The sequence below is a fragment of the Streptomyces sp. NBC_00466 genome (assembly GCF_041433995.1).
GTDB lineage: Bacteria > Actinomycetota > Actinomycetes > Streptomycetales > Streptomycetaceae > Streptomyces.
Genome location: NZ_CP107896.1, coordinates 4,647,192 through 4,673,587 on the forward strand (window position 1 = coordinate 4,647,192; position 26,396 = coordinate 4,673,587).

Annotated in this window: 19 protein-coding genes and 2 pseudogenes; 12 read left to right on the forward strand and 9 right to left on the reverse strand. The window is 69.3% G+C overall.

All coding sequences use genetic code 11. The features are described 5' to 3' along the window. Positions 1-3 precede the first annotated feature (3 nt). Genes OG210_RS20905 through OG210_RS20920 form a run of 4 tightly spaced genes read left to right on the forward strand, consistent with a single transcriptional unit; the run spans position 4 to position 4,905 of the window. A complete protein-coding gene (locus OG210_RS20905) occupies positions 4-1,200 on the forward strand; it encodes a hypothetical protein (RefSeq protein ID WP_371538201.1) in 1,197 nt (398 codons plus the stop codon). Further along, a complete protein-coding gene (locus OG210_RS20910; RefSeq protein WP_371538204.1) occupies positions 1,187-2,872 on the forward strand; it encodes a class I adenylate-forming enzyme family protein in 1,686 nt (561 codons plus the stop codon). The genes OG210_RS20905 and OG210_RS20910 overlap by 14 nt, the downstream gene beginning before the upstream one ends. Positions 2,873-2,875: 3 nt before the next feature. After that, positions 2,876-4,042 carry a CaiB/BaiF CoA transferase family protein gene (locus OG210_RS20915; protein WP_371538207.1) on the forward strand — a complete coding sequence of 389 codons (1,167 nt, stop codon included), beginning with the start codon at positions 2,876-2,878 and terminating at the stop codon, positions 4,040-4,042. After that, complete coding sequence (locus OG210_RS20920) at positions 4,039-4,905, forward strand: enoyl-CoA hydratase/isomerase family protein (protein WP_328326732.1); 867 nt, start codon at positions 4,039-4,041, stop codon at positions 4,903-4,905. Before OG210_RS20915 ends, OG210_RS20920 begins: the two co-directional genes overlap by 4 nt. Here the strand turns inward: OG210_RS20920 and OG210_RS20925 are convergent. The 4 genes and pseudogenes from OG210_RS20925 to OG210_RS20940 all read right to left on the reverse strand — a co-directional run bounded on the left by OG210_RS20925 (position 4,895) and on the right by OG210_RS20940 (position 10,745). Beyond that, positions 4,895-6,052 (reverse strand): acyl-CoA dehydrogenase family protein, encoded by a 1,158-nt coding sequence (locus OG210_RS20925; protein WP_328326730.1) that lies wholly within the window; start codon positions 6,050-6,052, stop codon positions 4,895-4,897. The genes OG210_RS20920 and OG210_RS20925 overlap by 11 nt on opposite strands. Before the next feature lie 2 nt (positions 6,053-6,054). Beyond that, positions 6,055-6,996 carry a hydroxymethylglutaryl-CoA lyase gene (locus tag OG210_RS20930; protein WP_328326728.1) on the reverse strand — a complete coding sequence of 314 codons (942 nt, stop codon included), beginning with the start codon at positions 6,994-6,996 and terminating at the stop codon, positions 6,055-6,057. 80 nt (positions 6,997-7,076) lie between these two features. Then, a pseudogene (locus tag OG210_RS20935) lies at positions 7,077-9,095 on the reverse strand (biotin carboxylase N-terminal domain-containing protein); the annotation flags it as partial. Between the two features lie 27 nt (positions 9,096-9,122). Next, positions 9,123-10,745: a carboxyl transferase domain-containing protein gene (locus tag OG210_RS20940; protein ID WP_328326726.1), complete on the reverse strand. Its 1,623-nt coding sequence runs from the start codon at positions 10,743-10,745 to the stop codon at positions 9,123-9,125. 138 nt (positions 10,746-10,883) lie between these two features. On the opposite strand from OG210_RS20940, the gene OG210_RS20945 reads away from it, so the two are divergent. The 3 genes from OG210_RS20945 (at position 10,884) to OG210_RS20955 (ending at position 14,679) form a co-directional block, all read left to right on the forward strand. Then, entirely contained in the window at positions 10,884-11,522 is a 639-nt protein-coding gene (locus OG210_RS20945; RefSeq protein ID WP_328326724.1) for a TetR/AcrR family transcriptional regulator, read from the forward strand. Between the two features lie 59 nt (positions 11,523-11,581). Beyond that, entirely contained in the window at positions 11,582-12,361 is a 780-nt protein-coding gene (locus tag OG210_RS20950) for a phosphatase (RefSeq protein ID WP_371538211.1), read from the forward strand. Positions 12,362-12,549: 188 nt separating this feature from the next. After that, complete coding sequence (locus tag OG210_RS20955; RefSeq protein ID WP_328326719.1) at positions 12,550-14,679, forward strand: hypothetical protein; 2,130 nt, start codon at positions 12,550-12,552, stop codon at positions 14,677-14,679. Positions 14,680-14,707: 28 nt separating this feature from the next. On the opposite strand, the gene OG210_RS20960 is transcribed toward OG210_RS20955, so the two are convergent. Continuing rightward, complete coding sequence (locus tag OG210_RS20960; protein ID WP_371538215.1) at positions 14,708-14,920, reverse strand: hypothetical protein; 213 nt, start codon at positions 14,918-14,920, stop codon at positions 14,708-14,710. A gap of 601 nt (positions 14,921-15,521) precedes the next feature. Between OG210_RS20960 and OG210_RS20965 the strand changes: the two genes are divergently transcribed. The 4 genes from OG210_RS20965 (at position 15,522) to OG210_RS20980 (ending at position 19,052) form a co-directional block, all read left to right on the forward strand. Then, positions 15,522-17,027, forward strand: a complete 1,506-nt coding sequence (locus tag OG210_RS20965; protein ID WP_328326717.1) for an alpha/beta hydrolase — start codon at positions 15,522-15,524, stop codon at positions 17,025-17,027. Then, positions 17,020-17,604, forward strand: coding sequence for a hypothetical protein (locus tag OG210_RS20970; RefSeq protein WP_328326715.1), 585 nt, complete (start codon positions 17,020-17,022; stop codon positions 17,602-17,604). The genes OG210_RS20965 and OG210_RS20970 overlap by 8 nt, the downstream gene beginning before the upstream one ends. Positions 17,605-17,865: 261 nt before the next feature. Then, on the forward strand, positions 17,866-18,174 hold the full coding sequence (locus tag OG210_RS20975) for a hypothetical protein (protein WP_328326713.1): 309 nt from the start codon (positions 17,866-17,868) through the stop codon (positions 18,172-18,174). Positions 18,175-18,215: 41 nt separating this feature from the next. After that, complete coding sequence (locus OG210_RS20980) at positions 18,216-19,052, forward strand: phosphatase (RefSeq protein ID WP_328326711.1); 837 nt, start codon at positions 18,216-18,218, stop codon at positions 19,050-19,052. A 30-nt stretch (positions 19,053-19,082) separates the two neighbouring features. On the opposite strand, the pseudogene OG210_RS20985 reads toward OG210_RS20980, so the two are convergent. The 4 genes and pseudogenes from OG210_RS20985 to OG210_RS21000 form a co-directional block, all read right to left on the reverse strand. Further along, positions 19,083-20,653 (reverse strand): annotated as a pseudogene (locus OG210_RS20985) (FMN-binding glutamate synthase family protein). Positions 20,654-20,870: 217 nt separating this feature from the next. Continuing rightward, positions 20,871-21,743, reverse strand: a complete 873-nt coding sequence (locus OG210_RS20990) for an acyl-CoA thioesterase II (RefSeq protein WP_328326709.1) — start codon at positions 21,741-21,743, stop codon at positions 20,871-20,873. Positions 21,744-21,806: 63 nt separating this feature from the next. Next, positions 21,807-22,964: an acyl-CoA dehydrogenase family protein gene (locus OG210_RS20995; RefSeq protein ID WP_328326707.1), complete on the reverse strand. Its 1,158-nt coding sequence runs from the start codon at positions 22,962-22,964 to the stop codon at positions 21,807-21,809. Between the two features lie 255 nt (positions 22,965-23,219). Beyond that, positions 23,220-24,752, reverse strand: coding sequence for a PucR family transcriptional regulator (locus tag OG210_RS21000; protein ID WP_371538222.1), 1,533 nt, complete (start codon positions 24,750-24,752; stop codon positions 23,220-23,222). A 130-nt stretch (positions 24,753-24,882) separates the two neighbouring features. Here OG210_RS21000 and OG210_RS21005 point away from each other — a divergent pair, with 130 nt between their 5' ends. After that, positions 24,883-26,379, forward strand: coding sequence for a sodium:solute symporter (locus OG210_RS21005; RefSeq protein WP_371538225.1), 1,497 nt, complete (start codon positions 24,883-24,885; stop codon positions 26,377-26,379). Positions 26,380-26,396: the final 17 nt, after the last annotated feature.

The following is a 26,396-nucleotide window of genomic DNA, read 5'->3' on the forward strand; positions in this document are numbered from 1 at the left end:
TTGATGCGCAGCACGACCCGGCTTCGAGGCATGACCTGGGACCACCCACGAGGCATTGACGCCCTCCGGGCCGGCAGCGATGAGTTCGAACGGCTGACGGGGGTCGCGATCGACTGGACCGCGCGCCCGCTCCGCGAGTTCGAGGACACACCGGTGGTCGAGCTGGCCGCGAAGTACGACCTGGTGGCACTCGACCACCCGTTCATCGGCGACGCGGTGGCCGCAGGTGCCCTGATGCCTCTCGATACGGTCCTGCTCCCCGCCGAGTTGGCCGAACGGGCCGATGACTCCGCCGGTGCGAGCCACGCCAGCTACCACTGGGAGGGCCGTCAATGGGGCGGTGCGGTGGATGCCGCCTGCATGGTCAGCGCCCATCGCGTGGGCGCGGTCGACCCGGTGGAGATACCGGGCCGATGGGACGCCGTGGCCGCGTTCGCACGGAGCCGGGGACGGGAGTCCGTGCTGCTGGCCGCGAATCCGACCCATCTGTGGGGCACGGTCCTGTCGCTGTGCGAGGCCGTCTCCAACACGGCAATCGGCCCTCGTGACGGCTGGCGCCGAGGTGGGGACGGGCGCCCGGACTGGTGGGGCGACGGCGGCATCGAGCCCGCGGTGCTGGACGAAGCCGTCGACAGGGCGCTCCGGCTGCTTCCGCTGTGTGCCCCCGAGTCGCTGCGGAGCGATCCGATCACCGTTCTCGAACGCCTGGCCCGGTCCGGCGATCCGGCCGTCTACACCCCGCTGGTGTTCGGCTACCTCACCTACGCCCGGCCCGGTGAGCGCGGCGAACTCGTGGCGTTCAGCGACGCCCCACGCGTGGGTGACGACCCCGTCGGCACCCTGACGGGCGGGGTCGGTCTCGCCGTCTCGGCGCGTGCGGAGTCCGGCCGTGAGGCCGCCGCCTTTGTCCGTTTCGCGACGTCGGCGAAGGTGCAGGGTGGACTTTCCCATGCTGCGGGAGGGCAGGCGGGCCGCCGGTCCGTCTGGGCGGACGGAGATGTCAACGCCCAGGTCACGAACTTCTACCGCGACACCCTCGCCACCATGGACCGGTCCTTCCTGCGCCCCCGGCTGCCCGGTTACCCCGCCTACCAGCGGGCGGCAGCGGGCGCGCTGCACCGTGGAGTGCTGAACGGTGTGGAGCGGCGCGAGATCGTGACCGAGCTCGGAAAGCTGTGGCGCGAGCATGTCCAGGACTGAAGTCGACATCCGCGAGATGGCGGGCAGTCATGCGGCCACCATCGGCGAGCAGTTCGCCCTGGCCGAAGCCGCCCACGGCGACCGCCGGGCACTGCGGTCGGCCGGGACCGGACCGGACCGCCCGTGCGACTGGCTGACGTTCTCGGAGGTCGCCCGGCTCGCCGGGGCCGCCGTCGCCCAGCTGGTCGAGCGTGGCGCCGCCTTCGGCGACCGGGTGGTGCTCGCCCTGCCGAACAGTGTGATCCTCCGGATCCTCGACCGCGCCGTGCTCGGGTCCGGGCTCGTCCGGGTCGCGCTCTCCCCGCGTCTGCACCCACGGGAGATCGCCGATATCGCGCTCGACTGCGGTGCTCGCGCGGTGTGTTGTTCCCCCGGGGCGGTGGGGGAGATCCATGCGGCGCTCACCGCTGTGGGGTCCGCAGCGGCCGTGATCGGGTGCGCGGACGAAGCCCCGCATCACGGTCGCCCGTCCGCGACGCTCACTCCGGGCTCGCTGGCGACCTCGCCCCCGTCGGCTTCCGTAACGCCGGCTCTCGTACCGTCGCCGCCCACAGCTCCTCGTACCGGCGCACCATGGCCCGCACCCGCCCCCTCCGACATCGCGATGCTGATGTACAGCTCGGGGACGACGGGCCGGCCCAAAGGCGCCGTCGTGACGCACGGGACCTGGGTGGCGCAGACCCGCCGGGCGCTTCGTGAGCTGCCGCCGACCGGACCCGGCGACGTCGTCCTGGCGGTGGCCCCGATGAGTCACTTCGGCGGATCGATCGGCCTCGACTGCGCGGTGAGCGGTGCGGCCACGGTGACGATGCCCCAGTTCGAACCCCGTGCGGTCCTTGAGGCCGTCGAGCGGTACGGAGTGACGGTCCTGCCACTCGCGCCGATCATGCTCGAACGACTGGCACGGGCTGCCGTCGGACCGGCCGGCCCGCTGCGCGGCGTCCGGGCCGTTCCGTACGGCGGCTCGCCCATCGGCGCCGACTCGCTCGCGCTGGCCGAGAGGCTCTTTCCCGGTGCGCTCAGCCAGTTCTACGGGCTGGCCGAAGCACTGGCGCCGCTCACGGTGCTGTCGCCGGCCGACCACGCTTCGGGAGCCGCCGGACGACTGGCCTCCGCGGGCCGGGTCTCCGCGGGGGTCGAACTGCGCCTCGTCGACGGGGAGATCGTGGTCCGGAGCGACACGGTGATGACCGGCTACTGGAACAGGCCGGAGCTGACCGCCGCGGTGCTGTCCGACGGCTGGTTCAGGACCGGCGATCTGGCGCACCTCGACGCGGACGGCTATGTGCACCTCAACGGCCGCTCCAGCGACCTGATCGTGACCGGGGGGTTCAATGTCCACCCCGCCGAGGTCGAGCGAGTGATCGCCGGGGTCGCCGGGATCCGTGACGTCGCGGTGGTGGGGATGCCCCACCCGGTGTGGGGGGAGGGCGTCACCGCCGCGGTGGTACTCGACGCCGACCGGGCCACAGACAGCGCTGACGCCCCCGACGCCCCCGACGCCCCCGGCGAGGCGATCCTCGCGGCCATCACCCGCGCCTGCGCAGCGGCCATCGCGAGCTACAAGAAGCCCGTAGCGGTGCACCGGGTCCCGGAAATCCCGCGCAACGCCGCCGGAAAGACCGACCGCAGGACATTGCGACACCTGCTGTCCGACCGAGAGGAACACTGAGACATGCAAGCGCTCGACGCCATTCGCGTTCTCGACTTCACGCAGATGATGCTCGGCCCCTTCGCCACCCAGCTCCTGGCCGACCTCGGCGCCGACGTCATCAAGGTCGAGCGGCCGGAAGGGGAATGGGAGCGGGACCTCGCCATGATGGGCGAGTACGTCGACGGGGAGTCGGCGGCGTTCCTGGCGATGAACCGCAACAAGCGTTCCGTGGCCCTCGACCTCAAGGACCCCCGGGCCAAGGACGCGTTGCTGAAGCTCGCCGCGACCTGTGATGTGGTCGTCGAGAACTTCCGCCCCGGCGTGATGGACCGGCTCGGCCTCGGCTACGCGGACTTCAAGGCGGTCAAGGACGACATCATCTACTGCTCGGGCTCCGGCTGGGGCCAGGACACCGGCTTCGCCAGGGAGGGCAGGCCAGGACAGGATCTGCTCATCCAGTCGATGTCGGGCCTTGCCGCGTCGACGGGACGCCGCACCGATCCGCCGACTCCGGCCGGTACGGCCATCGTCGATCACGCCACCGCGCTCACCCTCGCCAACGGCATCATGGCCGCCATCATCGCCCGCAGCACCCATGGCATCGGCCAGCGGGTGGAGGTCGATCTGTACTCCACGGCCATCGCGATGCAGTGCCAGGAGATCTCGACGTTCGTGAACCAGGGTGCCGAGTACGAGCGTTCGGGCTCCGGCATCGGGCAGTCGTGGTTGTCCGCGCCGTTCGGAATCTACGAGGCAGTCGACGGCTGGATGGCCATCGCGATGGCACCCCTCGAAACGGTCGCATCGGCCGTCGGAGTCCCGGGTATCGCCGATTTCGACGCCTGGACCGAGCGCGACGGGGCCAAGGACGCGCTGGAGGCGGTCACCCGGACGGACACCGTTCAGCACTGGCTCGACGCGCTGCTCCCGGCCGGGGTCTGGGCGGCACGGGTGCGCAGCACCAAGGAAGCGGTGGATGAACTGCGCGCACAGGGCTCGGAGTTGCTGGTGACCGTCAACGGCCCGGCGGGCACCCCGATCGAGCTCGTCGGCTGCCCGGTCTCGCTCAGCGGTACGCCGTGGCGCCAGCGCCTCGCGCCGCCAAGGATCGGTGAGCACACCGCCGCTGTCTTCGGTGAGGTGCTCGACGACGCGAGCCTGGCGGACCTGGTCGGTGACGCCCGATGAGCGCTCGGCAGGAGCCACCCGCGGTGACGGCGGGGCCGGTTGAGTACCCGCACCCGAATCTCGCAGTCCAGGATCACACGGTCGCCGGAGCCGATTGCGGTTCCGGTTACGGCGCGGTGCGCGTGCTGCGGATCGACAGGGAGGACAAGCTGGGCGCGCTGTCCGGCGGACTCGTCGTGGCGCTCGGCGAACAGGTCGCCCGGATCCGGCAGGACGTGGGAATCCGTTCCGTCGTCCTCACCGGGACCGGCCGCGGGTTCATCGCGGGCGCTGATGTGGGCGAGTACTTCGAGGTGAGTACCGAAGCCTTCATGGCGTACCAGCGGACGTCGCGCGAGGTGTTCGACGCCCTCGAAGGGCTGCCGCAGCCGACCATCGCCGCCGTGAACGGTTACGCGTTCGGCGGCGGGTTCGAGGTGGCGCTCTGCTGCGACTTCATCATCGCTTCAGCGCTGGCCCGATTCGCCCTGCCGGAGGTCACTCTGGGCCTGATACCGGGAGGCGGAGGCACCCAGCGGCTGGCGCGGGCGGCCGGGAAACGCCTCACCAAGGAGCTCGTGATGACCGGCCGCCCCATGCGCCCCGACGAAGCCTTCCGGCACGGTCTGCTGACCGGGATCACCGAGCCGGAAGCCTTGCAGTCCCGTGCCGTCGAGTTCGCCGCTTCCCTCGCCGCCAGCGCTCCTCTCGCGGTCCGCGAAGCCAAGCGGATCGTCGACGGCGGGGTGGAGCAGGAGCTGAGCGCGGCTCTCTCGGCCGAACAGTCCGCGCTGGGCAGGCTCTTCGACTCCGCCGACGGGCAGGAGGGAATCCGGGCGTTCATCGAGAAGCGCGCACCTCGCTTCACCGGCCTCACCCCGTAGGCAGCCCCAACTCCCGTGCGATCAGCATCCGCTGGACCTCGCTGGTGCCCTCGCCGATCTCCAGGATCTTGGAGTCGCGCCACATCCGGGCCACCGGGTACTCGTTCATGAAGCCGTACCCGCCGTGGATCTGTGTCGCCTCGCGGGCGTTGTCCACCGCCACCGTCGAGGAGTACAGCTTCGCCAGCGCGGCCTCCTTCTTGAACGGGTCACCGCTCACCAGCCGTGACGCCGCGTCCCGCCACGAGATGCGCGCCGTGTGGGCCTTCATCTCCATGTCCGCGATCTTGAACTGGATGGCCTGGTTGTCGCCGATCGGGCGGCCGAACGCGTGGCGCTGCTTCGCGTACGCCAGGGACTCGTCCACACAGCCCTGCGCCAGCCCCGTCGCCAGGGCGGAGATCGCCACCCGGCCCTCGTCGAGGATGCGCAGGAACTGGGCGTAACCGCGGCCCTCCTCGCCGAGCAGGTTCGCCGCGGGGACCCGGACGTCCGAGAACGACAGCTCACGGGTGTCCGACGCGTTCCAGCCGACCTTGGAGTACGGGGCGGCCACGGTGAAGCCGGGGGTACCCGACGGGACGATGATCGCGGAGATGTGCGGGCGGCCGTCCGGCTTGCGGCCGGTGACCGCGGTGACCGTGACCAGGCCCGTGATGTCCGTACCGGAGTTGGTGATGAAGCACTTGGAGCCGTTGATCACCCAGTCGTCACCGTCGCGCACCGCCGTGGTGCGGGTGCCGCCCGCGTCCGAACCGCACTCCGGCTCGGTCAGGCCGAACGCGCCCAGGATCTCGCCCGAGCACATCCGGGGCAGCCACTCGCGCTTCTGCTCCTCGGTGCCGAAGCGGAAGACCGGCATCGCGCCCAGCGAGACGCCTGCCTCCAGGGTGATCGCCACCGATGAGTCGACGCGGGCCAGCTCCTCCAGGGCGATGCCCAGGGCGAAGTAGTCGCCGCCCATCCCGCCGTACTCCTCCGGGAAGGGCAGCCCGAACAGGCCCATCCGGCCCATCTCGCGGATGATCTCGTACGGGAACTCGTGCCGCTCGTAGAAGTCGCCGATCTTCGGGGCGACCACATCGTGCGCGAACGCCTCGACCGTGCGGCGGAGTTCTTCGAGTTCGGTGCTCAGACGGTGGTCCATCGTTACTGCTCCTGGTGGGAGAGGGCACGTACGGTGCGGGACGGGCTGGGTCGGCCCAGTTGTCCGGCCATCCACACGCTGGTGGCGGTGAGGCGGCCGAGGTCGACGCCGGTCTCGATGCCGAGTCCTTCGAGCATCCAGACGAGGTCTTCGGTGGCGAGATTGCCGGTGGCGGACTTCGCGTACGGGCAGCCGCCGAGCCCGCCCGCCGACGCGTCCACCGTGGTCACGCCGTGCTGGAGGGCGGCCAGGGTGTTGGAGAGCGCCTGGCCGTAGGTGTCGTGGAAGTGGACGCCGAGCGCATCCGTGCCGACGCCCGCCTCGTTGAGGCCGGTGAGCAGGGCCTGTACGTGGCCGGGCGTCGCCACCCCGATGGTGTCGCCGAGGCTCAGCTCGTCACAGCCGAGGTCCAGCAGGCGCCGGGCGACCGCGACCACCTGGGCGACCGGGACCGGCCCCTCCCAGGGGTCGCCGAAGCACATCGAGAGATAGCCGCGCACCTGCAGTCCCGCCGCGCGGGCCGCCGCGACGACCGGCGTGAACATGGCGAGCGACTCGTCCACGGTGCGGTTCAGATTGGCCTTGGCGAACGACTCCGTCACGCTGCCGAAGACCGCGATCCGGCGGGCCCCGAGCTCCAGGGCGCGGTCGAGACCGCGGCTGTTCGGCACCAGGACCGGCAGGTCCACCCCCGGGATGTCCGCGAGCTGCGGGAACAGCTGCTCGGCGTCGGCCAGTTGGGGCACCCACTTGGGGTGCACGAAGCTGGTCGCCTCGATGGTCGTCAGGCCCGCGTCGGCCAGGCGGTGGATGAACTCCGCCTTCACCTCGGTCGGTACGACCGTCTTCTCGTTCTGCAGCCCGTCGCGGGCGCCGACCTCGTGGATACGGACCCGGGGCGGGAGCCCGTCCGCCGGTACGGACATGGGCAGGCCGTTGGTCATGACTCCTCCTGCGGGATTCCGGCGGCCGGGGTGCCGATCGGGGTGTCATCCGGGACGGCCGGGATGCCGATCTGGGTACCGGCCTGGACGTCGGCCGCGATACCGGCCGGGATGTCGTCCGGGACACCGACCGGGGCGTCGGCCGGGTCGCCGGCCGAGCCTTCGGCCAGGGTGCCGGCCGGGGTGACGACCGCCAGTACCTGGTCCATCGCGACCGTCGTGCCGGGGGCGACGTCCAGTTCGGTGACGGTGCCCGCGTGCGGTGCGGTGATCAGATGCTCCATCTTCATCGCCTCGACCACCAGCAGGCCCTGACCGGCGGCCACTTGGTCCCCGGTGGCGACCTTGACCACGGTGACCGTGCCCGGCATCGGCGCGGTGAGCGAACCCGCGCCGCCCCGGCCCGCCGCCGCGTCCAGCGTGGTCTGTACGGGGTCGTGGTCCTGGACGTGCCAGGCGTCGCCGTCCCGGCCGAGCCAGTTCCCGGAGCGGTGGAAGGTGTGCACGGTCCCGTCGACCGTGACCGTCACCGTGTCCGGTGTGACCTGGCCCGCGCCCCCGGCCTGCACCGCCTCGTGCCCGGTGATCTGGAGCCACTGGGTCACCGGCAGGGCCGCGCCGCCCAGCCGCCAGCCGCTCGGTACCGAGAACGGGTCGGTCCAGCCGCCGGCGTCCGGTCCCGGGGCCAGCCGGGCCGCCCGTACCGCGGCCGCCGCCGTGTACACCTCGGGCGGCACCGTGTCCGGCACCAGACCGTCCGCCTCCCGCTCCACCAGACCGGTGTCCAGCTCGCCCGCGACCACCGCGGGATGGGCGAGCAGCCGCCGCAGGAAGCCCGCGTTGGTCGGGACGCCGAGGGTGACCGTGCCGGCCAGCGCCGCCCGCAGCTTGCGCAGCGCCGTCGCGCGGTCGGGGCCGTACGCGATGACCTTCGACAGCATCGGGTCGTAGCGGCTGCCGACCTCCACGCCCTCGCTGAGGCCCGAGTCGGTCCGTACGCCGTGGCCCTGCGGTTCGCGCAGCGCCAGCACCGTGCCGCCCGACGGCAGGAAGCCGCGCGACGGGTCCTCCGCGCAGACCCGCGCCTCGATGGCGTGCCCGGTGAGCACGATGTCCTTCTGCTCGTACGGCAGTTGCTCACCGGCGGCGACCCGCAGCTGCCACTCCACCAGGTCGAGGCCGGTGATCAGCTCGGTCACCGGGTGCTCGACCTGGAGGCGGGTGTTCATCTCCATGAAGTAGTACGAGGACGGGTCGCCTCCCGGGACGATGAACTCCACCGTGCCCGCACCGGTGTACCCGCAGCTGCGAGCGGCCTGGACCGCTGCCTCGCCCATCGCGGCCCTGGTCGCCTCGTCCAGCAGAACGGACGGCGCCTCCTCGATGATCTTCTGGTGGCGGCGCTGGAGGGAGCACTCGCGCTCACCCAGGTGCACCACGTTCCCGTGGGCGTCCGCGAGCACCTGGATCTCGATGTGGCGCGGGCGGTCGATCCACCGCTCCACCAGCAGGGTGTCGTCGCCGAACGAGGACCGCGCCTCGCGCCGGGCCGAGACGATCTCGTCGGCCAGCAGCGCTTCGTCGCGGACCAGGTGCATCCCCTTGCCGCCGCCGCCCGCCGACGGCTTCAGCAGTACGGGCATCCCGATCTCCCGTGCGGACGCGGCCAGTTCGGCGTCGGTGAGCCCGCTGCCCGAGGAGCCGGGTACCACCGGGACACCCGCGGCCCGCACGGTCGCCTTGGCGCGGATCTTGTCGCCCATCAGGGAGATCGCCGTGGCGGGCGGCCCGATGAAGACCAGGCCCGCGTCGGCGCACGCCTGCGCGAACTCCGCGTTCTCCGCGAGGAATCCGTACCCGGGATGGACTGCCTGCGCGCCGGAGCGCGCTGCCGCTTCCAGTAGCCGTTCCACCGAGAGATAGCTCTCGGCGGCGGGCGCGGGACCGAGCCGGACCGCGGTGTCGGCCTCCCGTACGTGCCGGGCGTCCGCGTCCGCGTCGCTGAAGACGGCGACCGAGCGGATGCCCAGCTCCCGCAGCGTACGGATGACGCGCACGGCGATCTCGCCCCGGTTGGCGATCAGAACGCTGTCGAACATTTTCATCCTCATCCCAGAACTCACATCTCACATCCGGAAGACGCCGTAGCCGGGTGTCGCCCGGTCCTTCTGGGCCAGCGGGGCGTTGGCGCAGGCGGTCAGCGCGAGGCCGACGACCTGGCGGGTCTCCAGCGGGTCGATCACGCCGTCGTCCCAGAGCCTGGCCGTCGCGTAGTAGGCGTTGCCCTGCTCCTCGTACTGCGCGCGGACCGGGGCCTTGAACGCCTCTTCGTCCTCGGCGCTCCAGTCGTCGCCCAGCTGGTCGCGCTTGACCGTGGCCAGCACGGAAGCGGCCTGCTCGCCGCCCATCACGGAGATCTTGGCGTTCGGCCACATCCACAGGAAGCGCGGCGAATAGGCCCGGCCGCACATCGAGTAGTTCCCCGCGCCGTACGAGCCGCCGACGACCACCGTCAGCTTCGGCACCCGGGTGCAGGCCACCGCCGTCACCATCTTGGCGCCGTGCTTGGCGATCCCGCCCGCCTCGTAGTCCCGGCCGACCATGAAGCCGGAGATGTTCTGGAGGAAGAGCAGCGGAATGCCGCGCTGGTCGCACAGCTCGATGAAGTGCGCGCCCTTCTGGGCGGATTCGGAGAAGAGAATGCCGTTGTTGGCGACGATGCCGACCGGGTGGCCGTGGATCCGGGCGAACCCGGTGATCAGCGTCGTACCGAACTCCGCCTTGAACTCGGCGAACCGGGAGCCGTCCGTGATGCGGGCGATCACCTCGCGTACGTCGTAGGGCGTACGGGAGTCGACCGGCACCGCGCCGTAGAGCCCGGCCGGGTCCACCTTCGGCTCCGCCACCGGCTCCACGGACCAGGGGAGCGGGGTGCGCTCCGGCAGCGTGGAGACGATGGTGCGGACGATGCGCAGCGCGTGCGCGTCGTCCTCCGCGAGATGGTCGGTGACCCCGGAGGTCCGCGAGTGCACCTCGCCGCCGCCCAGCTCCTCGGCCGTGACGACCTCGCCGGTCGCGGCCTTCACCAGCGGCGGGCCGCCCAGGAAGATCGTGCCCTGGTTGCGGACGATCACCGCTTCGTCGCTCATCGCCGGGACGTACGCCCCGCCCGCCGTGCAGGAGCCGAGCACGGCGGCGATCTGCGGGATGCCCAGGCCCGACATCCGGGCCTGGTTGTAGAAGATCCGGCCGAAGTGCTCGCGGTCGGGGAAGACCTCGTCCTGCATCGGCAGGAAGGCACCGCCCGAGTCGACCAGGTACACGCAGGGCAGCCGGTTCTCCAGGGCCACCTCCTGGGCGCGCAGATGCTTCTTCACGGTCATCGGGTAGTACGTGCCGCCCTTGACCGTGGCGTCATTGGCGACCACGACCACCTCGCGCCCGCTCACCCGGCCGATCCCGGCGATGACCCCGGCGGCGGGCGCCGACCCGCCGTACATGCCGTCGGCGGCCAGCGGCGCCAGCTCCAGGAACGGTGAGCCCGGGTCCAGCAGGGTGTCGACGCGGTCGCGCGGCAGCAGCTTCCCGCGCGCCACATGGCGGGCCCGCGACTTCTCGCCGCCGCCGAGGCGCGCGGCTGCCAGCCTGGTCCGCAGCTCGGTGGCGAGCGCTCCGTGCGCCGCCTCGTTGGCCCGCCAGGCCTCCGAAGCGGGATCGGCCGCGCTCGTCAGGACTGGTGCCTGCTGCATCGGTCGGGCCCCCTCTGCTCGCTTGCGTTCTTTTCTGACCGGTCGGTCCGACCATCCCTACCCGATCAGGGCGGTTAGTGATCGTTAACACCTGCGGCCAGGTTAACGCTCGCTAACCCCGCTGTCTAGAATGGAGCCATGAGCACCAGGACGGACGCCCCGACGCGGCGCGAGCAGATCCTCAAGGAGGCGGCGCGCCTCTTCGCCGAGCGCGGCTTCCACGGCGTCGGCGTCGACGAGATAGGGGCAGCCGTGGGCATCAGTGGCCCCGGCCTCTACCGCCACTTCGCGGGCAAGGACGCGATGCTCGCCGAGCTGCTCGTCGGGATCAGTGAGCGGCTGCTCGACGGCGGCCGGACGCGGGCGGAGCGGGCCGTGGGCGGCCCGGCGGCGGTACTCGCCTCGCTGATCGACGGACATATCGACTTCGCGCTCGACGACCGCCCGCTGATCACCGTCCACGACCGGGAGCTGGACCGGCTGCGCGACAGCGACCGCAAGGCGGTCCGCAGGCTCCAGCGGCAGTACGTCGAGCTGTGGGTCACCGTCGTACGCGAGCTGTACCCGCACACCCCCGAGCAGGAGGCCCGCGCGGCCGTGCACGCCGTCTTCGGCCTGCTGAACTCCACCCCGCACCTGGGCACCGGCGGCCTGCCCGGCCGGACCGCCACCGGTGCGCTGCTGCGCCGCCTCGCGCACGGCGCTTTCGCGGCGCTGGACCGGGCGCCGGCAACGGCACCGGAGGGGCTGCCGGACGGGACGCCGGCGGCGGGCTGACCCCGGTCTCCGCCGATACCGGACTGACGGGGACAGGGCCTGGCGTCCACAATGGGCTCATGCCGATACCCAGCCGTGCCGAACTCGTCGACCACCTCGTCCGCACCCGGATCGCCGGGAACGTCGCCACGCCCCGCGACAACAACCTCTCCCACTACCGCAAGCTCTCCAACGGCGACCGGCACTTCTGGCTGGGGCTCGAACTCGGTGACCGCTGGGCGGACGAGCAGGACGTGCTCGCCGTGATGGCCGAGCGCTGCGGTGTCAACGACGACCCCGGGCACCGGCACGGCCAGGACACCATCGACCCGGAACTGACGGTCGACGCCCTGGACCGGATGGCCGCCCGGCTGCGGAAGGCCGCTGAAAGCAAGGAGAGCGTGCTCTTCGCCACCGGCCACCCCGGCGGGCTGCTGGACGTGCACCGGGCCACCGCGGACGCGCTGCGTACGGCGGGCTGCGCGATCGTACGGATTCCGGGCGGGCTCACCGCCGACGAGGGCATGGTCTTCCAGTTCGCCGACGTGGCCGTGCTGGAGCGCGGCGCGACCCTCTGGCACACCCACTCGCCCGAACCGATGCGGGCCATCCTCGACGGTCTGGAGCGCGCCGGCAGACCGCTGCCCGACCTGGTGGTCGCCGACCACGGCTGGGCGGGCTGCGCGGGCCAGCGGGGCCTCGACTCGATCGGTTACGCGGACTGCAACGACCCGGCACTCTTCCTGGGCGAGGCCGAGGGCACGCTCCAGGTCACGGTCCCACTGGACGACCACGTCACGGACCCGCGCTTCTACGACCCGATGACGGCGTACCTGCTGGACGCGGCGGGGCTGGGCTGACGGCCGCCGGAAGATTCCCCAGGACTTCAGCGGTGCCATGCCCCGTTCCCTGCATTCAGCGGATCTCTGTGGTGGCCGAAGTCCATCCCGGAAGGATCGGCCTATTTCCGTAGCGTCGTTTCTCGGCGGTTGCGCTGTACTGGCTGGCACGGCGGGCGACACGCGCGCCGACGGCGGCGGGGGGCAGCGTGTTGGCGAGACGTCTCTTCATGGTCATGGCCATGATGGTCGCGTTGATAGGCGGCACCACCGCCGCTCATGCGGCACCCGGCTCCTGGCATTGGCGCCCGACGGCAACGCCGAAAAGCCATGTTGTGGCCGGCGAGATGCGCTCGGACAAGGAATCCGTACCCGACGGGTACAGCAAGGCTGATGCCGACAAGGCCGAGACCATGGAGGCGGGGAAGGGCGTCACCGCCGGCTGCCAGGTGTACTGGCCTGCGCCCTACGAGGTCTGCGGGGCCATCAAGGACAAGTACAACGAGCTCGGTGGCCCGAACAGCTTCCTGCTGCTGCCCAAGTCCAACGAGCTGACCAACCCTGACGGGTACGGCAAACGCACCGAATTCGTCAACGGTCCGATCTACTGGTCGCCGCAGGGCGGCGCGCATCCGGTGGTCAACCATTTCTTCGCCGCGTGGGCCCGCAACGGCTACGAGGCAGGTGCTCTGGGCTACCCCACCAGCGACGAGCTGGTGAATGCCGACAACGTCGGGCGGCGCCAGCAGTTCGAGCACGGTGACATCTACTGGAAGCTCAACGAGGCCTACGCCGTGCACGGCGCGATCCTGGACAAGTGGAATGAGGCCGGCCGGGACGGTGGCTACCTCGGCTACCCGATCGGAGACGAGTTCACCACACCCGACGGCATCGGGCGGGCCAGCCGCTTCGAACACGGAATGATCTACTGGACCGAAGCCTACGGTGCGCACCCGGTCAGCGGCGGCCTGCTGACCAAGTGGGAGATGTCCGGGTACGAGGCCGGACCGTACGGCTATCCGACCGCCGACCAACAGCCGCGAGGGTCATCCTTTGACCAGGAGTTCCAGTTCGGCACCATGGGGTTCCCCACCGACCCTGTGTCGGCAGCCGATCCCGATGACGGGGACGCTGAACCAACTGTGGGCGAAGCGCGGCCGGTGACCTGGTCCGACTTCGCGGCCGACGCCCGCACCGGCAACCAGACCCCCGTCAAACAGGGCCCCATCGGCGACCTGCAGCCGTGCCAAGAGGGCGTTTCCTGCATCGAGGGCGGGGAGCCGGGCCCGCCGGGCACGGACCCGGAGGACCCTGTCATCGACGGCCCCGACACCCAGGGGGCGTTCATTCCGGGCTGGTGCACCACAGAGGCGTGGGACGGACAGTGGCGGGCGAGCCGCAAGAACGCCTGCGCCATCTGGGACAACCTCGCCCTGAAGGTCTACAACTCCAAGGGCGCCGAGATCGGCAGTATGCCCTACCTCGTGAAAACAGGCATCTTGAGCTCCCACAAATCCGGTGAGATCCAGCAAGAGGTCCGCATCACGTTCGGCCCCTTCGTCGGCGATGTGGGTACGCCGACCTGGCGCTACGAGCCGGACTACAACGGCCACGGCAGCGATGCCTACAGCGTGGAGGGGCCCAAGAGCGGGTCCGTGATCAAACCCAACTCCACCAAGTCGATCGTCATCACCTGGAAAGAACAAGCCATGGCGGACAACGCCATCGCATATCCGGGCCTGAATTTCACGTACAGCTTCGGCAACCTCGGAGACGTGACTCCCAGCAACGACGGTGTGATCCGCAACAACATGTTCCGGTGCGACTCGACCATGAAAACCTCCAGCGGCAAGTACCGGCAGGGCTGTGTAGATGCCGGCAGGCCCCCGGAGTTCGAGTTGACCTCCGTCGATCCCGAACAGACCTGGCACGTCGAGGAAGCCATCAAGTCAGGTCTTCCGGGTGCGGCGGGGAACCCGCTGCACAGGCTGGCCGACAAGAAGATGCGGGACATCAACCGACAGACCTCGTGCCCCAAGGCCGGCAAGGTACGTGATGGCCGGACGCTGGCAGGCAGGTCGTGCGACGAGTATCCATTCGCCTCGACCAAGGAGGGCGCGGCCTCCACGAAGAACGGCCGCACCATCAACGAGAACTGCCACGTCCCGGACCTGGCACCCGCTACGGGACCGAACGGGTACAGCGTCTGCATGATCGACGCGAAACAGAACTCCCACAGCGGCAGCCTGCTCGGGTCCTTCTACGGCACTGAGCGGGTCATCGATGGGGACAAGTTCACCGTCACGACATCCGGTGGCTCAGCGCCGCCCAAGCCCTGATCGACAGCTTGCACGTTGAATGCGACGCTCAGTGACGGAAGTTGTCGGGGTCCGCCGCTCGCCAGCCCGCTTCCCACTCCTGCGGGGGCTCTGACGTGAGCTGACCGGGGCTGAGCCAGTCGTACAGCGCTCTGTAGGAGAGAACGGTGCGTGGGTCCAGTCGACGGCGCAGCTGATGCTGCCCCAGCTCGCTCGGGTCCCGCACACCCATGGACGCCATGATCTGCAGGGCGCTGCTCACCGTGGCTGCCTGGTAACGGTGCACCCGCCGGGACCGGCGTCGGCAGCAGAACAGACGCGCCGGTGCCCATCACCATGCCGAGAACTCCAGTGCCGAGGCCACCGAAAACGCGGCGGCGAGCACAGCCATCGCGAGGAACATCAGTCTGAGCACGCACTGAGTTGAACGCATCTCAGCGGGGCCCCGCAACCGACATTTGATGAGAGCAAGGCTTTCAACAAGAACCGCAAGCCTCAGAAGGCCGACTGGTTGGCACCCGGCAAGGATGCGTACGTACCACGCAACACCCGCTCCGAATTGAATTCCCGTGGCGCCTGGCACACCCGGATGGGACCGCCGTGAGGGGGAGCCACGCATGTGTTCGCCGAAGTTCCGGAAGTTGGCTGATAGGTGCTTGTCTCATCCTCACCAAGGTTTGACGTCGTAGGTTTTCGGCCTTGGCTGGATCGCGCCCCATCGGGTTCCCAGTCAGAGCGATGGTGGTGTAAGGCTCCAACTTACCTTGGTTTAAACGTGCTTGAACCCGATAGTTCAGTGACTGGGAGATCATGGGCTGGTAGCGTGTTCTAGGTTTTCAGTCACATGGGGGCGGGGGCAGGGAATGAGTGATCCAGGTGGCCGAGGCGACGCTTTCTGCGGCATCAATCCGGAGGCGCTGCAAGGTACGATCGCTTCCCTGAAGGCGGATGCAGACCGATTGCATGGAAGCGCGTCACGGTTCAAGAGTCGATTCGATGGTCTCGGGATCGACGCGCAGCCCCTGACGAAGCTTGTCCACATCGCCACTTGGGCCAGTGACCAACTGCCGATGTTACGCAGGCGCCATCACCTGGCAGTGCTCATCGATCATGGTGGCAATCCGTTCTCTCACTACCCCAACCACCCCGAAATGGTCATGGTTGACGAGGTTGAGGTCGCCGAAGGGCCGCCCAAAGCCAGCGATCTCCCGACTGGCTCGGACTCCAAGCTGAATGCAGACTGGTGGGGTTCCCTCAGCCCGGGGATGAAAGCGGAGGTGCAATTCCTCTACCCAGCTCGTATCGGAGCAATGGATGGCCTGCCGGCTGTAGTCCGCGACAGGACCAATCGCGTTGTCTTCGACAAGCTTTACGGGACGACCAAGGCGAAGCTGGCGAAGCTGAACGCGCAGGAGCCTGCCAAGTACGAACAGGGAAGCAACCCGTTCGGCGAGACAATCGAGACATCGGCGTGGCAGGGCTGGAACGAGGAAAAGGGGCGGCTCGAAGGTCAGCTCAAGGGCATGGACGCGATCCATTCGCGCCTTGGCCGAACGGGCACCGGCGACCTGCCGCGGGCGTACCTGCTGGGCATCGACACACACCATCTCGGCCACGCCATCGTTGCCAACGGCGATCCTGACACCGCTGACCACACAGCGGTCTATGTACCCGGCACAACATCGAAGCTCGCTGGAGCGGGCGGCGATATCAAACGCATGGAAAGCCTCTGGAGGACATCCAGGATGATGGCTCCTGGCCAGAGCGTCTCTACGATTACATGGATCGGTTATGACGCTCCACAGACCGTATTTCCGCAAGCCGCGTCGCGGTCATATGCCGACAAGGGTGCTCCCGTACTCAATCACTTCCTCGACGGTCTTCAGACTGCACAAGGCGGACCGAACGCCAGCCATTCCACAGTCATCGGCCACAGCTACGGCAGCACGCTCGTCGGTGATGCCTCCAAGCAACACGGCAACTTCGCTGCCGACGATATCGTGGTGGCCGGAAGCCCGGGCATGCTTGTGGGAAACGCCGATCAGCTCGACGTCGGCACCAAACACACCTGGTCGGAGGCTGCTGGCACTCAATACGACCAAGTACCGGCGCTTGGCAAGGTTGCCGGCCTGGGTGGCAACAGCGTGAAGGTCCGCACATGGCACGGAATCCCTTACGATGCAGCAGTCAATGTAGACGTCGTACCGTCGGACAGGGAATTCGGGGCAAATATCATGAAAACGGATTCTCATGCTCACGGGGGCTATTGGGATTCAAGTACCCACGGAGGTAATTGGGAAGCCTCTATCAGTCTCAAGAACCAAGCGGCCGTAGTCACTGGAAACTATGACGAGGTGAAGCGTGACTAATCGACGGATGGCCCCGGCGGGTCGCCGCCATGCGGCCATGATGATTTCGAGCGCCGCAACTTTCGCCATTCTGACGGGATGCTCGGATATGCCAAAATCCCACGATCTTGGTTACACCCCTGAAACCCGAGATGTCTCCAGCGTGAAGAACGAGGCGCAGGAGCTTTCGAGTCAGCTGCACCATCTGATGGCATTGGATGGGAAGATGATGAACACGGGTCCCGGAGTTGATCTCTGTGGTGATGAGGATCCGGACCACCTGTACGTCATCCGCCACCCTTGGTCCGTCTACGGAGTACCCGTTGAGGACATGAAAAGGGCGATGGGGCAACTTAAGGCCGAACTTCCCCGCCACAATTGGAAGATCGTCAAATTCGGTCCGGACAGTAGTCCGTCCAAGAGCCTTGAAATCGTCGCCGACTCTACGAAGGGGAAGTTCTCGGTGAACATCACCCTCTATGACCGACGAAAGAGGAGCGGCGACGCTCCGAGCGCAAGCAAGGTCTCCATCATTGCTGTCGAGCTCGCATCTGCCTGTTTTCGTGTCCCTCACGGAAAGACGGTCGATCAAAGCTGATATGGAAGCTGAACGGGAATCAGCCTGATACCTCGATGCTCGAAGCTGATTTGTCGGCGTTGCAGAGCGCTTCGTTTGCTTCAGGTAGCACACGACGATTCGACGCTGGAATGGCAGCGGCTACATGTCGGCAGCCGGGTGGGCGCCACCAGCCGCAAGGCGGTCCGCCAGATGCGTCGTCAGCGTTCGCGGTCAGCCAATTCTCGTCCCAGTGGTACACACATGTGGAAGACTTGTCACGGGGGTGAAGGGGGAGGTCTGATGAGTGGTGATTCGGCCAAGGTCGAAAACCCGCGGCGCCATGCTCTGGTGAAGCTGAAGAGAGACATCGAGCACGAAATGAACGATCTGAACAACTTGCTGAAGAAGCCATCTGCCGACGTTGGCGAAAAACGATCCTGGGCGGGGCCGAACGCGACAACCTGGCACTCTGATATCGAAGGACGCCGGAAGGCCATGCTGGCCCAACTCGGGAGCCTGCTCCCGACGGTGCAGGCCGAGATCAACAGGGCTCCGGAAAAGGTCAGCCCTGCTGAGGCGAAGCTGATGCAGCTGGACCTGCGGAGGTAGTGCCCAGGGCCGATGGGTGGCGGCTGGGTTGGATGGCCGAAATGCAGCCACGGAGTATCACGGGCGAGGCTGTGGACCGGCGTGCGACGGACCGATGCCGACAGCAGCCCAGCCGTGCCGAACTCGTCGACCACCTCGTCCGCACCCGGATCGCCGGGAACGTCGCCACGCCCCGCGACAACAACCTCTCCCACTACCGCAAGCTCTCCAACGGCGACCGGCACTTCTGGCTGGGGCTCGAACTCGGTGACCGCTGGGCGGACGAGCAGGACGTGCTCGCCGTGATGGCCGAGCGCTGCGGTGTCAACGACGACCCCGGGCACCGGCACGGCCAGGACACCATCGACCCGGAACTGACGGTCGACGCCCTGGACCGGATGGCCGCCCGGCTGCGGAAGGCCGCCGACGGCACGGAGAGCGTGCTCTTCGCCACCGGCCACCCCGGCGGGCTGCTCGATGTGCACCGGGCCACCGCGGACGCGCTGCGTACGGCGGGCTGCGCGATCGTACGGATTCCGGGCGGGCTCACCGCCGACGAGGGCATGGTCTTCCAGTTCGCCGACGTGGCCGTGCTGGAGCGCGGCGCGACCCTCTGGCACACCCACTCGCCCGAACCGATGCGGGCCATCCTCGACGGTCTGGAGCGCGCCGGCAGACCGCTGCCCGACCTGGTGGTCGCCGACCACGGCTGGGCGGGCTGCGCGGGCCAGCGGGGCCTCGACTCGATCGGCTACGCGGACTGCAACGACCCGGCACTCTTCCTGGGCGAGGCCGAGGGCACGCTCCAGGTCACGGTCCCACTGGACGACCACGTCACGGACCCGCGCTTCTACGACCCGATGACGGCGTACCTGCTGGACGCGGCGGGGCTGGGCTGACAGCCGCCGGGCCGACCGGGCGAGTCAGAGTCAGTGACGGAAGGTGTCAGGGTCGGCCGCTCGCCAGTCCGCTTCCCACTCCTGCGGGGGCTCCGACGTGAGTTGACCGGGGCTGAGCCAGTCGTACAGCTCTCCGCAGGAGAGAACGGTGCGCGGATCCAGCCGGCGGCGCAACTGGTGCGGCCCCAGTTCGCGCGGGTCCTCCACCCCCATGGCCGCCATGATCTGCAGAGCGCTGCTCACCGTGGCCGCCTGGAAACGGTGTACGCGCCGGAACTTGTCATCGACGTCCAACGCGCGTGTGCGCCGCGGATCCTGGGTGGTCACCCCGACCGGACAGGTGTTGGTGTGGCACCGCTGGGCCTGGATACAGCCCACGGCGAACATCATGGCGCGGGCGGCGTTGGTGTAGTCGGCGCCCTGGAGGAGCCGTTTGACGAGGTCGGTCCCGGTGGCGACCTTGCCGCTCGCACCGATCTTGATGCGGTCGCGCAGCCCGGTGCCCACCAGGGCGTTGTGGACGGTGATCAGCCCTTCGGTCAGTGGCGTGCCCACGTTGTCCGCGAACCCCAGCGGGGCGGCCCCGGTGCCCCCCTCCGCGCCGTCGACAATGATGAAGTCCGGAGTGATGTTCTCCTCCAGCATCGCCTTGCACACAGCCAGAAATTCGCGCCGGGAGCCGACACAGAGTTTGAAGCCGGTGGGCTTCCCGCCCGCCAGCTTCCGCATTTCAGCAACGAAGAGGACGAGTTCACGCGGTGTGCTGAAAACCCGGTGGTAGGGCGGGGAAATGACGGTCCGCCCTTCCGGCACTTCGCGTACACGCGCGATCTCGGCATTGACCTTGCCGCCCGGCAGCACACCGCCGATACCCGGCTTCGCGCCCTGGGAGAGCTTCAACGACACGCATTTCACATGGTCATGAGCTGCTTTGGCCGCGAACTCCCGTCTGTCGAAGCCGCCGTCGGAGGTCCGGCAGCCGAAGTAGCCGGTGCCGATCTCCCAGACCAGGTGACCGCCGTGCCGCAGGTGGTACTCCGACAGCCCGCCCTCGCCGGTGTCATGGGCGAAACCACCCTCAGCGGCGCCCGGTTGAGGGCGAGAATCGCGTTGGAGGACAGCGAACCGAAGCTCATGGCCGAGATGTTGAGCAGTGCCATGTCGTACGGGCGGGTGCAGTCGGGCCCCCCGATCCGTACCACCGGGGTCTTCTCGGGCACCGGCTTCGGCGCCATCGAGGGCACCAGAAACTCGTAACCGGCGGTGTAGACATCCCGCTCGGTACCGAACGGTTTCTCCGCCTCGGTGCCCTTGGCCCGCTGGTAGACGATGCTGCGCACATTGCGGTCGAACGGACGGCCGTCAAAGTTCCGCTCCACGAAATACTGCTGCATCTCCGGGCGGATGTATTCCAGCAGATACCTCAGATGGCCCAGAACTGGATAGTTACGGAGTACGGAGTGTCTGCGCTGCGTCACATCCCAGAGCCCGACCAGCGCCGGCAGCACAAACAGGCCCGCCGGTACCCACCACCATGCCGAGAACGCCAGTGCTGAGGCCACCGAAAGCGCGGCGGCGAGTACAACCATCGCGAGGAACATCAGTCTGAGCACTCATCGAGTAAAATCCATCCCGGCACGGGCCGCGCAAACGACATCCCGGCCTGCGGCCTTCGGCGGCACGCGCGCGGACGGACCGGGTGTCGACGATCAACGTGTGCCCCCGAAGGCCGAGGAAAGGGATGCGGCTGTTCGGGGCGGTGGGCGAGCACCCCGGGCTGTCGCTGCCGCGCCGGGAGATCGAGCGGGGGCTGCCCCCTCACCGCGGAACCCGGATCACGCCCTCCTGGATCACCGTGACCGCCAACTGCCCGTCCTGCGTGTAGATCCGGGCCTGCCCCAGGCCGCGTCCGCCGGACGACGACGGGGACTCCTGGTCGTACAGCAGCCACTCGTCGGCCCGGAACGGGCGGTGGAACCACATCGCGTGGTCCAGGCTGGCGCCGACCACGTCGCCGACCGCCCAGCCGCCCCGCCCGTGGGCCAGCAGCACCGAGTCGAGCAGCGTCATGTCGGAGACGTACGTCGCGAGGCAGACGTGCAGCAGCGGGTCGTCCGCCAGCTTGCCGTTCGTACGGAACCAGACCTGCGAGCGCGGCTCGCGCGGGGTGCCGACGCTGCCGAACGGCGGGGCGTCGGCGTACCGCAGGTCGACCGCCGCGCGGGCCTCGATCAGCCGGTCCACGACCCCCGGCTCCAGGAAGTGGTCCGCGTACCGGGGCAGCATCTCGGCCGCCGTCGGCAGCGTCTCCGGGTCCGGGGCCTGCGGCATGGCGATCTGGTGGTCGAGCCCTTCCTCGTACGTCTGGAACGACGCCGAGAGATGGAAGATCGGCTGCCCGTGCTGGACCGCGACGACCCGGCGCGTGGTGAAGGAGCGGCCGTCGCGGATGCGGTCGACCGTGTACACGATCGGCGCGCCCGGGTCGCCGGGACGCAGGAAGTACGCGTGCAGCGAGTGAGCCGTCCGGTCGGTGGGTACGGTGCGCCCGGCGGCGACCAGGGCCTGAGCGGCGACCTGGCCGCCGAAGACGCGCGGCACGACGGCGGAGCGGCTCAGGCCGCGGAACATGTCCTGCTCGATCCGCTCAAGATCGAGCAGATCGAGCAGGGACTCAAGTGCCTGGTTCATGAGGCCATTTCTACAAGATGTCTCTGCGGCGTATCTCTGAGCGTCCCGCCAGCCCCAGAGCCTCTACAGGCCCATGCTCTTGGCGATGATCATCTTCATGACCTCGCTGGTGCCGCCGTAGATCCGGTTGACCCGGTTGTCCGCGTACAGGCGGGCGATCGGGTACTCGTTCATGTAGCCGTAACCGCCGTGCAGCTGGAGGCACTTGTCGATCACGCGGTGCGCGACCTCGGTCGTGAAGAGCTTCGCGGACGCGGCCTCGGCCGCCGTCAGCTCGCCCAGGTCGTGCGCCTCCAGGGCGCGGTCGCAGACCGCCTCGGCGGCGTCCACCTCGGCCTTGCAGGCGGCCAGCTCGAACTTGGTGTTCTGGAAGGACGCGACGGTCTTGCCGAAGACCGTGCGGTCCTGGACGTACGCCTGCGCGAACCGGACGGCGGCGGCGGCCTGCGCGTACGCGCCCACCGCGATGCCGAGGCGCTCCTGCGGGAGGTTCTGCCCGAGGTAGGAGAAGCCCTTGTGCTCCTCGCCGAGCAGGTCGCCGACCGGGACCTTGACGTCGGTGAAGGAGAGCTCGGCGGTGTCGGAGGTCTTCAGCCCGAGCTTGTCGAGCTTGCGGCCGACCGCGTACCCCTCGGACTTCGTGTCGACGACGAGCAGGGATATGCCGTGCCGGCGGTCCTCGGGGGTCGGGGCGGCCGTGCGCGCGCAGACGATCACGCGGTCGGCGTGCACACCGCCGGTGATGAAAGTCTTGGCGCCGTTGAGCACGTAGTGCGTGCCGTCGTCCGAGAGCTTGGCGGTGGTCTTCATGCCGGCCAGGTCGGAGCCGGTGCCCGGCTCGGTCATGGCGATGGCGTACATCGAGGCGCCGCTGACGAAGTCGGGAAGCCAGCGCTTCTTCTGCTCGTCGGTGGCGTACGCCTTCAGGTACGGCAGGCAGAGCGCGACGTGCACCCCGGAACCGCCGAAGGAGACACCGGCGCGGGCGCACTCCTCGGAGATGATCGCCTGGAACTTGAAGGACTCCTCGCCGGCGCCGCCGAACTCCTCGGGCACCTCGATGCCGAAGATCCCCAGCTCGCCGAGCTTGTAGTAGAACTCGCGCGGCGCCTGGCCCGCCGCCAGCCACTCGTCGTACACGGGCACGACCTCGGCCTCGATGAAGGCCCGGATGGTGTCCCGGAACGCCTCGTGGTCCTCGTTGTAAACGGTACGGCGCACGGAAGGCTCCTCTGCGGTTCTGGCTTGGCCCCGGGGTCTGGTCGGCCCCGGTCGGCCACTCCTGCTAAGCGCTTGCTCAGTCGAAGTTACCGGGTGGTCACCGGGGCTGTCCAGGGTGAGTCCGCGCACGCTCGGACTCATCCTCCGCCTTGCAGCTGAACGCACCGGACCCCGCTCCCTGATCCGGCCTGATCCGGCCTGATCCGGCCCGATATAAACGGAAGACGCCTGGGGTCGGTGTCGGCTTCTGCCGGGTCACCCCTGCCGCAGCGCGACCCACAGCTCCGTCCGTACGTCCATGTCGTCCAGGTCCGCGCCGAGCAGTGTCGCGCAGCGGCCGATGCGCTGGCGGACCGTGTTGCGGTGAATGCTCATCGCCACCGCCGTACGGTCCCAACTGCCGTGCAGTGCGAGCCAGGTGCGCAGTGTGTCGAGCAGTGTGGCGGGCGGTGGGTCGCCGAGCGGGGCGAGGAGGGTGCGGGCGTGGGCCGCCGCCTCGGACGGGTCGAGGAGGGCGGCGAGGCCCGTCGTGCCGTGCCGGGACAGTGGGGCGCGGGTCGCCTCCGCGTGGCGCAGGGCCCGGCCTGCCTGGGCGTCGGCCGCCGGGAGATCGCCCAGCGCGGCCGGGGCGCTCAGCCCGAGCGTCCAGCCGGGGTGGCGGGCCACCTCGCGGTCGGCGGGCAGCAGGACGCGTACGGTGTCGGCCGACGTGTCCACCAGTGGACTGCCCAGCGCGGGCGGGGTCCCCGTGCCGTGGGCGTGCACCACCGTCCAGGGGCCGTTGCCCAGCAGCGGTGCCACGTCGGCGGGTGCGGCGCCGAGCAGCAGCCGGACCAGCGCCGATGAACGCGCCGCCTGGTCGGCGCCCTGTCGGTCCGCGGTGAGCAGCGAGAGCAGGACGACGGCCACCCCGGCGATGGTGTGGTCGCCCGGTTCGCGTGCGGTGGTGGCCACACCGAGCACCAGGCCCTCCCCGCCCGCCACCGCGTATGCCGCGAGATGCACGGAGCCCGCCGTGTCGGTGGCGGACGCGGGGGCGGGGCGGGGGCCGGCCGGGCTGTTCCCGGGTGCGGAGGAGGGCCCGGGGGAGGGGGAGGGCTGTGTCCCCGACGCGGCCGGCCCCTGACCCCCCGGCCGTACGACCCGGGCGAGCGCCGCCAGCGCCTCACGGGCCTCGCGCGCACCGGGCTCCGGCTCGCGTCCCGCCGCCTGGAGCGCCGTGCCGTCCGCGGCGAGCAGTACCGCCCGGCCGCCGAGCCGGGTGGCCAGCTGGCGCAGTACCGCGGGTACCGGGTCCGGGCGGGCCGCCGCCGCTGCCAGGCCCTGCTGGGCCTGGGACACCCGGCGCAGCTCGTGATGGCGGGCCTCCGCCATCAGGCCCCACACCGCGCGGGCCACCGCCGTGAAGGGAGTCTTCGTCGGCACCTCCACCAGTGGCAGACCATGGCGGTCGCACGCGGCGGCCAGCGCGTCCGGCACCGTGTCGTAGACCGGCGCGAGCCCGAAGCCGAGCGCCGCTCCGCCCGCCGCGACGATGCGGGCCGCGTACCGGTCCGGGTCGGCCGCGAGCTGCACCCCGGCGGTCAGCAGCAGCTCACCACCGAGCAGATACGGATACGGGTCGGCCATCTCGCTGGTGTGCACCCAGTGCAGCGCCGCACCGCCGCCTTCCCCCGCCGGAGGGCCCGCGACCTGGCGCAGCCCGAGGTCCCTGCGGGCCAGCAGGGCCGACAGCTGGACGGGGGAAGTCGGTGGAGCGGCGGCGTCCGGCATGGATGTTCCATCCATCAGGGGAGGGTTTCAATGGATAGAACGTACACTTCAACGTCGCTTTCAGGCCACCTAGGGTCAACGTTCGAAAGCAGTCCGGCGCAGGTGGCAGAGGTGCAACGGCCCCCCGCGAAAAGAGGGAGCGCGCATGGCAGTCGACTACGCGGTGATCGTGGCCTACCTGGCAGGCATGCTCGCCATGGGCTGGTGGGGCATGCGCCGCGCCAAGTCCAAGTCCGAGTTCCTGGTGGCGGGCCGCAGGCTCGGACCCGCCATGTACTCCGGCACCATGGCCGCGATCGTGCTCGGCGGTGCCTCCACCATCGGCGGTGTGGGCCTCGGGTACCAGTACGGGCTCTCCGGCGCCTGGATGGTCTTCACCATCGGCCTGGGGCTCCTCGCGCTCAGCATCTTCTTCTCCGGGCGCATCGCCCGGCTGAAGGTCTACACCGTCTCCGAGATGCTCGACCTGCGCTACGGCGGCCGGGCCGGGGTCATATCCGGCGTCGTCATGTGGGCGTACACGCTGATGCTCGCGGTCACCTCGACCATCGCCTACGCCACGATCTTCGACGTCCTCTTCGACATGAACCGGACCGTGGCGATCATCCTCGGCGGTGCGATCGTCGTCGCGTACTCGACGCTCGGCGGCATGTGGTCCATCACCCTCACCGACATGGTGCAGTTCGTCGTCAAGACGATCGGCGTGCTCCTCCTGCTGCTGCCGATCGCGATCGTCAAGGCCGGCGGCTTCTCCGAGATGAAGGCCAAGCTGCCCACCTCGTACTTCGACCCGCTGGGCATCGGCGGCGAGACGATCTTCACGTATGTCCTGATCTACACCTTCGGCATGCTGATCGGGCAGGACATCTGGCAGCGGGTCTTCACCGCGCGCAGCGACAAGGTCGCCCGGCTCGGCGGCACGGTCGCCGGTACGTACTGCCTGGTGTACGCGGTCGCCGGGGCCGTCATCGGGACGGCCGCCAAGGTCATGTACCCGAAGCTGCCGAGCTCCGACGCCGCCTTCGCCACCATTGTGAAGGACGAACTGCCCATCGGCGTAAGGGGACTGGTGCTCGCCGCCGCGCTGGCCGCGGTGATGTCCACCTCGTCCGGGGCGCTGATCGCCTGCGCCACCGTCGCCAACAACGACATCTGGTCGCGGCTGCGCGGGATACGCGGCGGCGGGCGCGTCAAGGGCGGGGACCACGACGAGGTGCGCGGCAACCGGGCCTTCATCCTCGCCATGGGTGTCCTGGTCATCTGCATCGCCATCGCGCTGAACAGCGTCGTCGAGGCGCTCACCGTCGCCTACAACCTGCTGGTCGGCGGGTTGCTGGTGCCGATTCTCGGCGGTCTGCTGTGGAAGCGCGGCACGGTGCAGGGGGCGCTGGCGTCCGTCGCGGCGGGCGGGCTCGTCGTCCTGGGCCTGATGGTGAAGTACGGCGCCCTCGCCAACGAGCCGATCTACTACGGGCTGCTCTGCTCCCTGGTCGTGTACGTCGTCGTCTCGCTGGCCACCGAGCCGACGGACGCGGCGGTGCTCGCGGCCTGGCGGGAGCGGCTGGCCGGACGCGACGGGTCCGGCGCGGAGGCAGCCGCCGAGCCCGGCGCCGGTGAGGATTCCGTACCGGCCCATCATTGAGGTTCCACGCGCCGGAC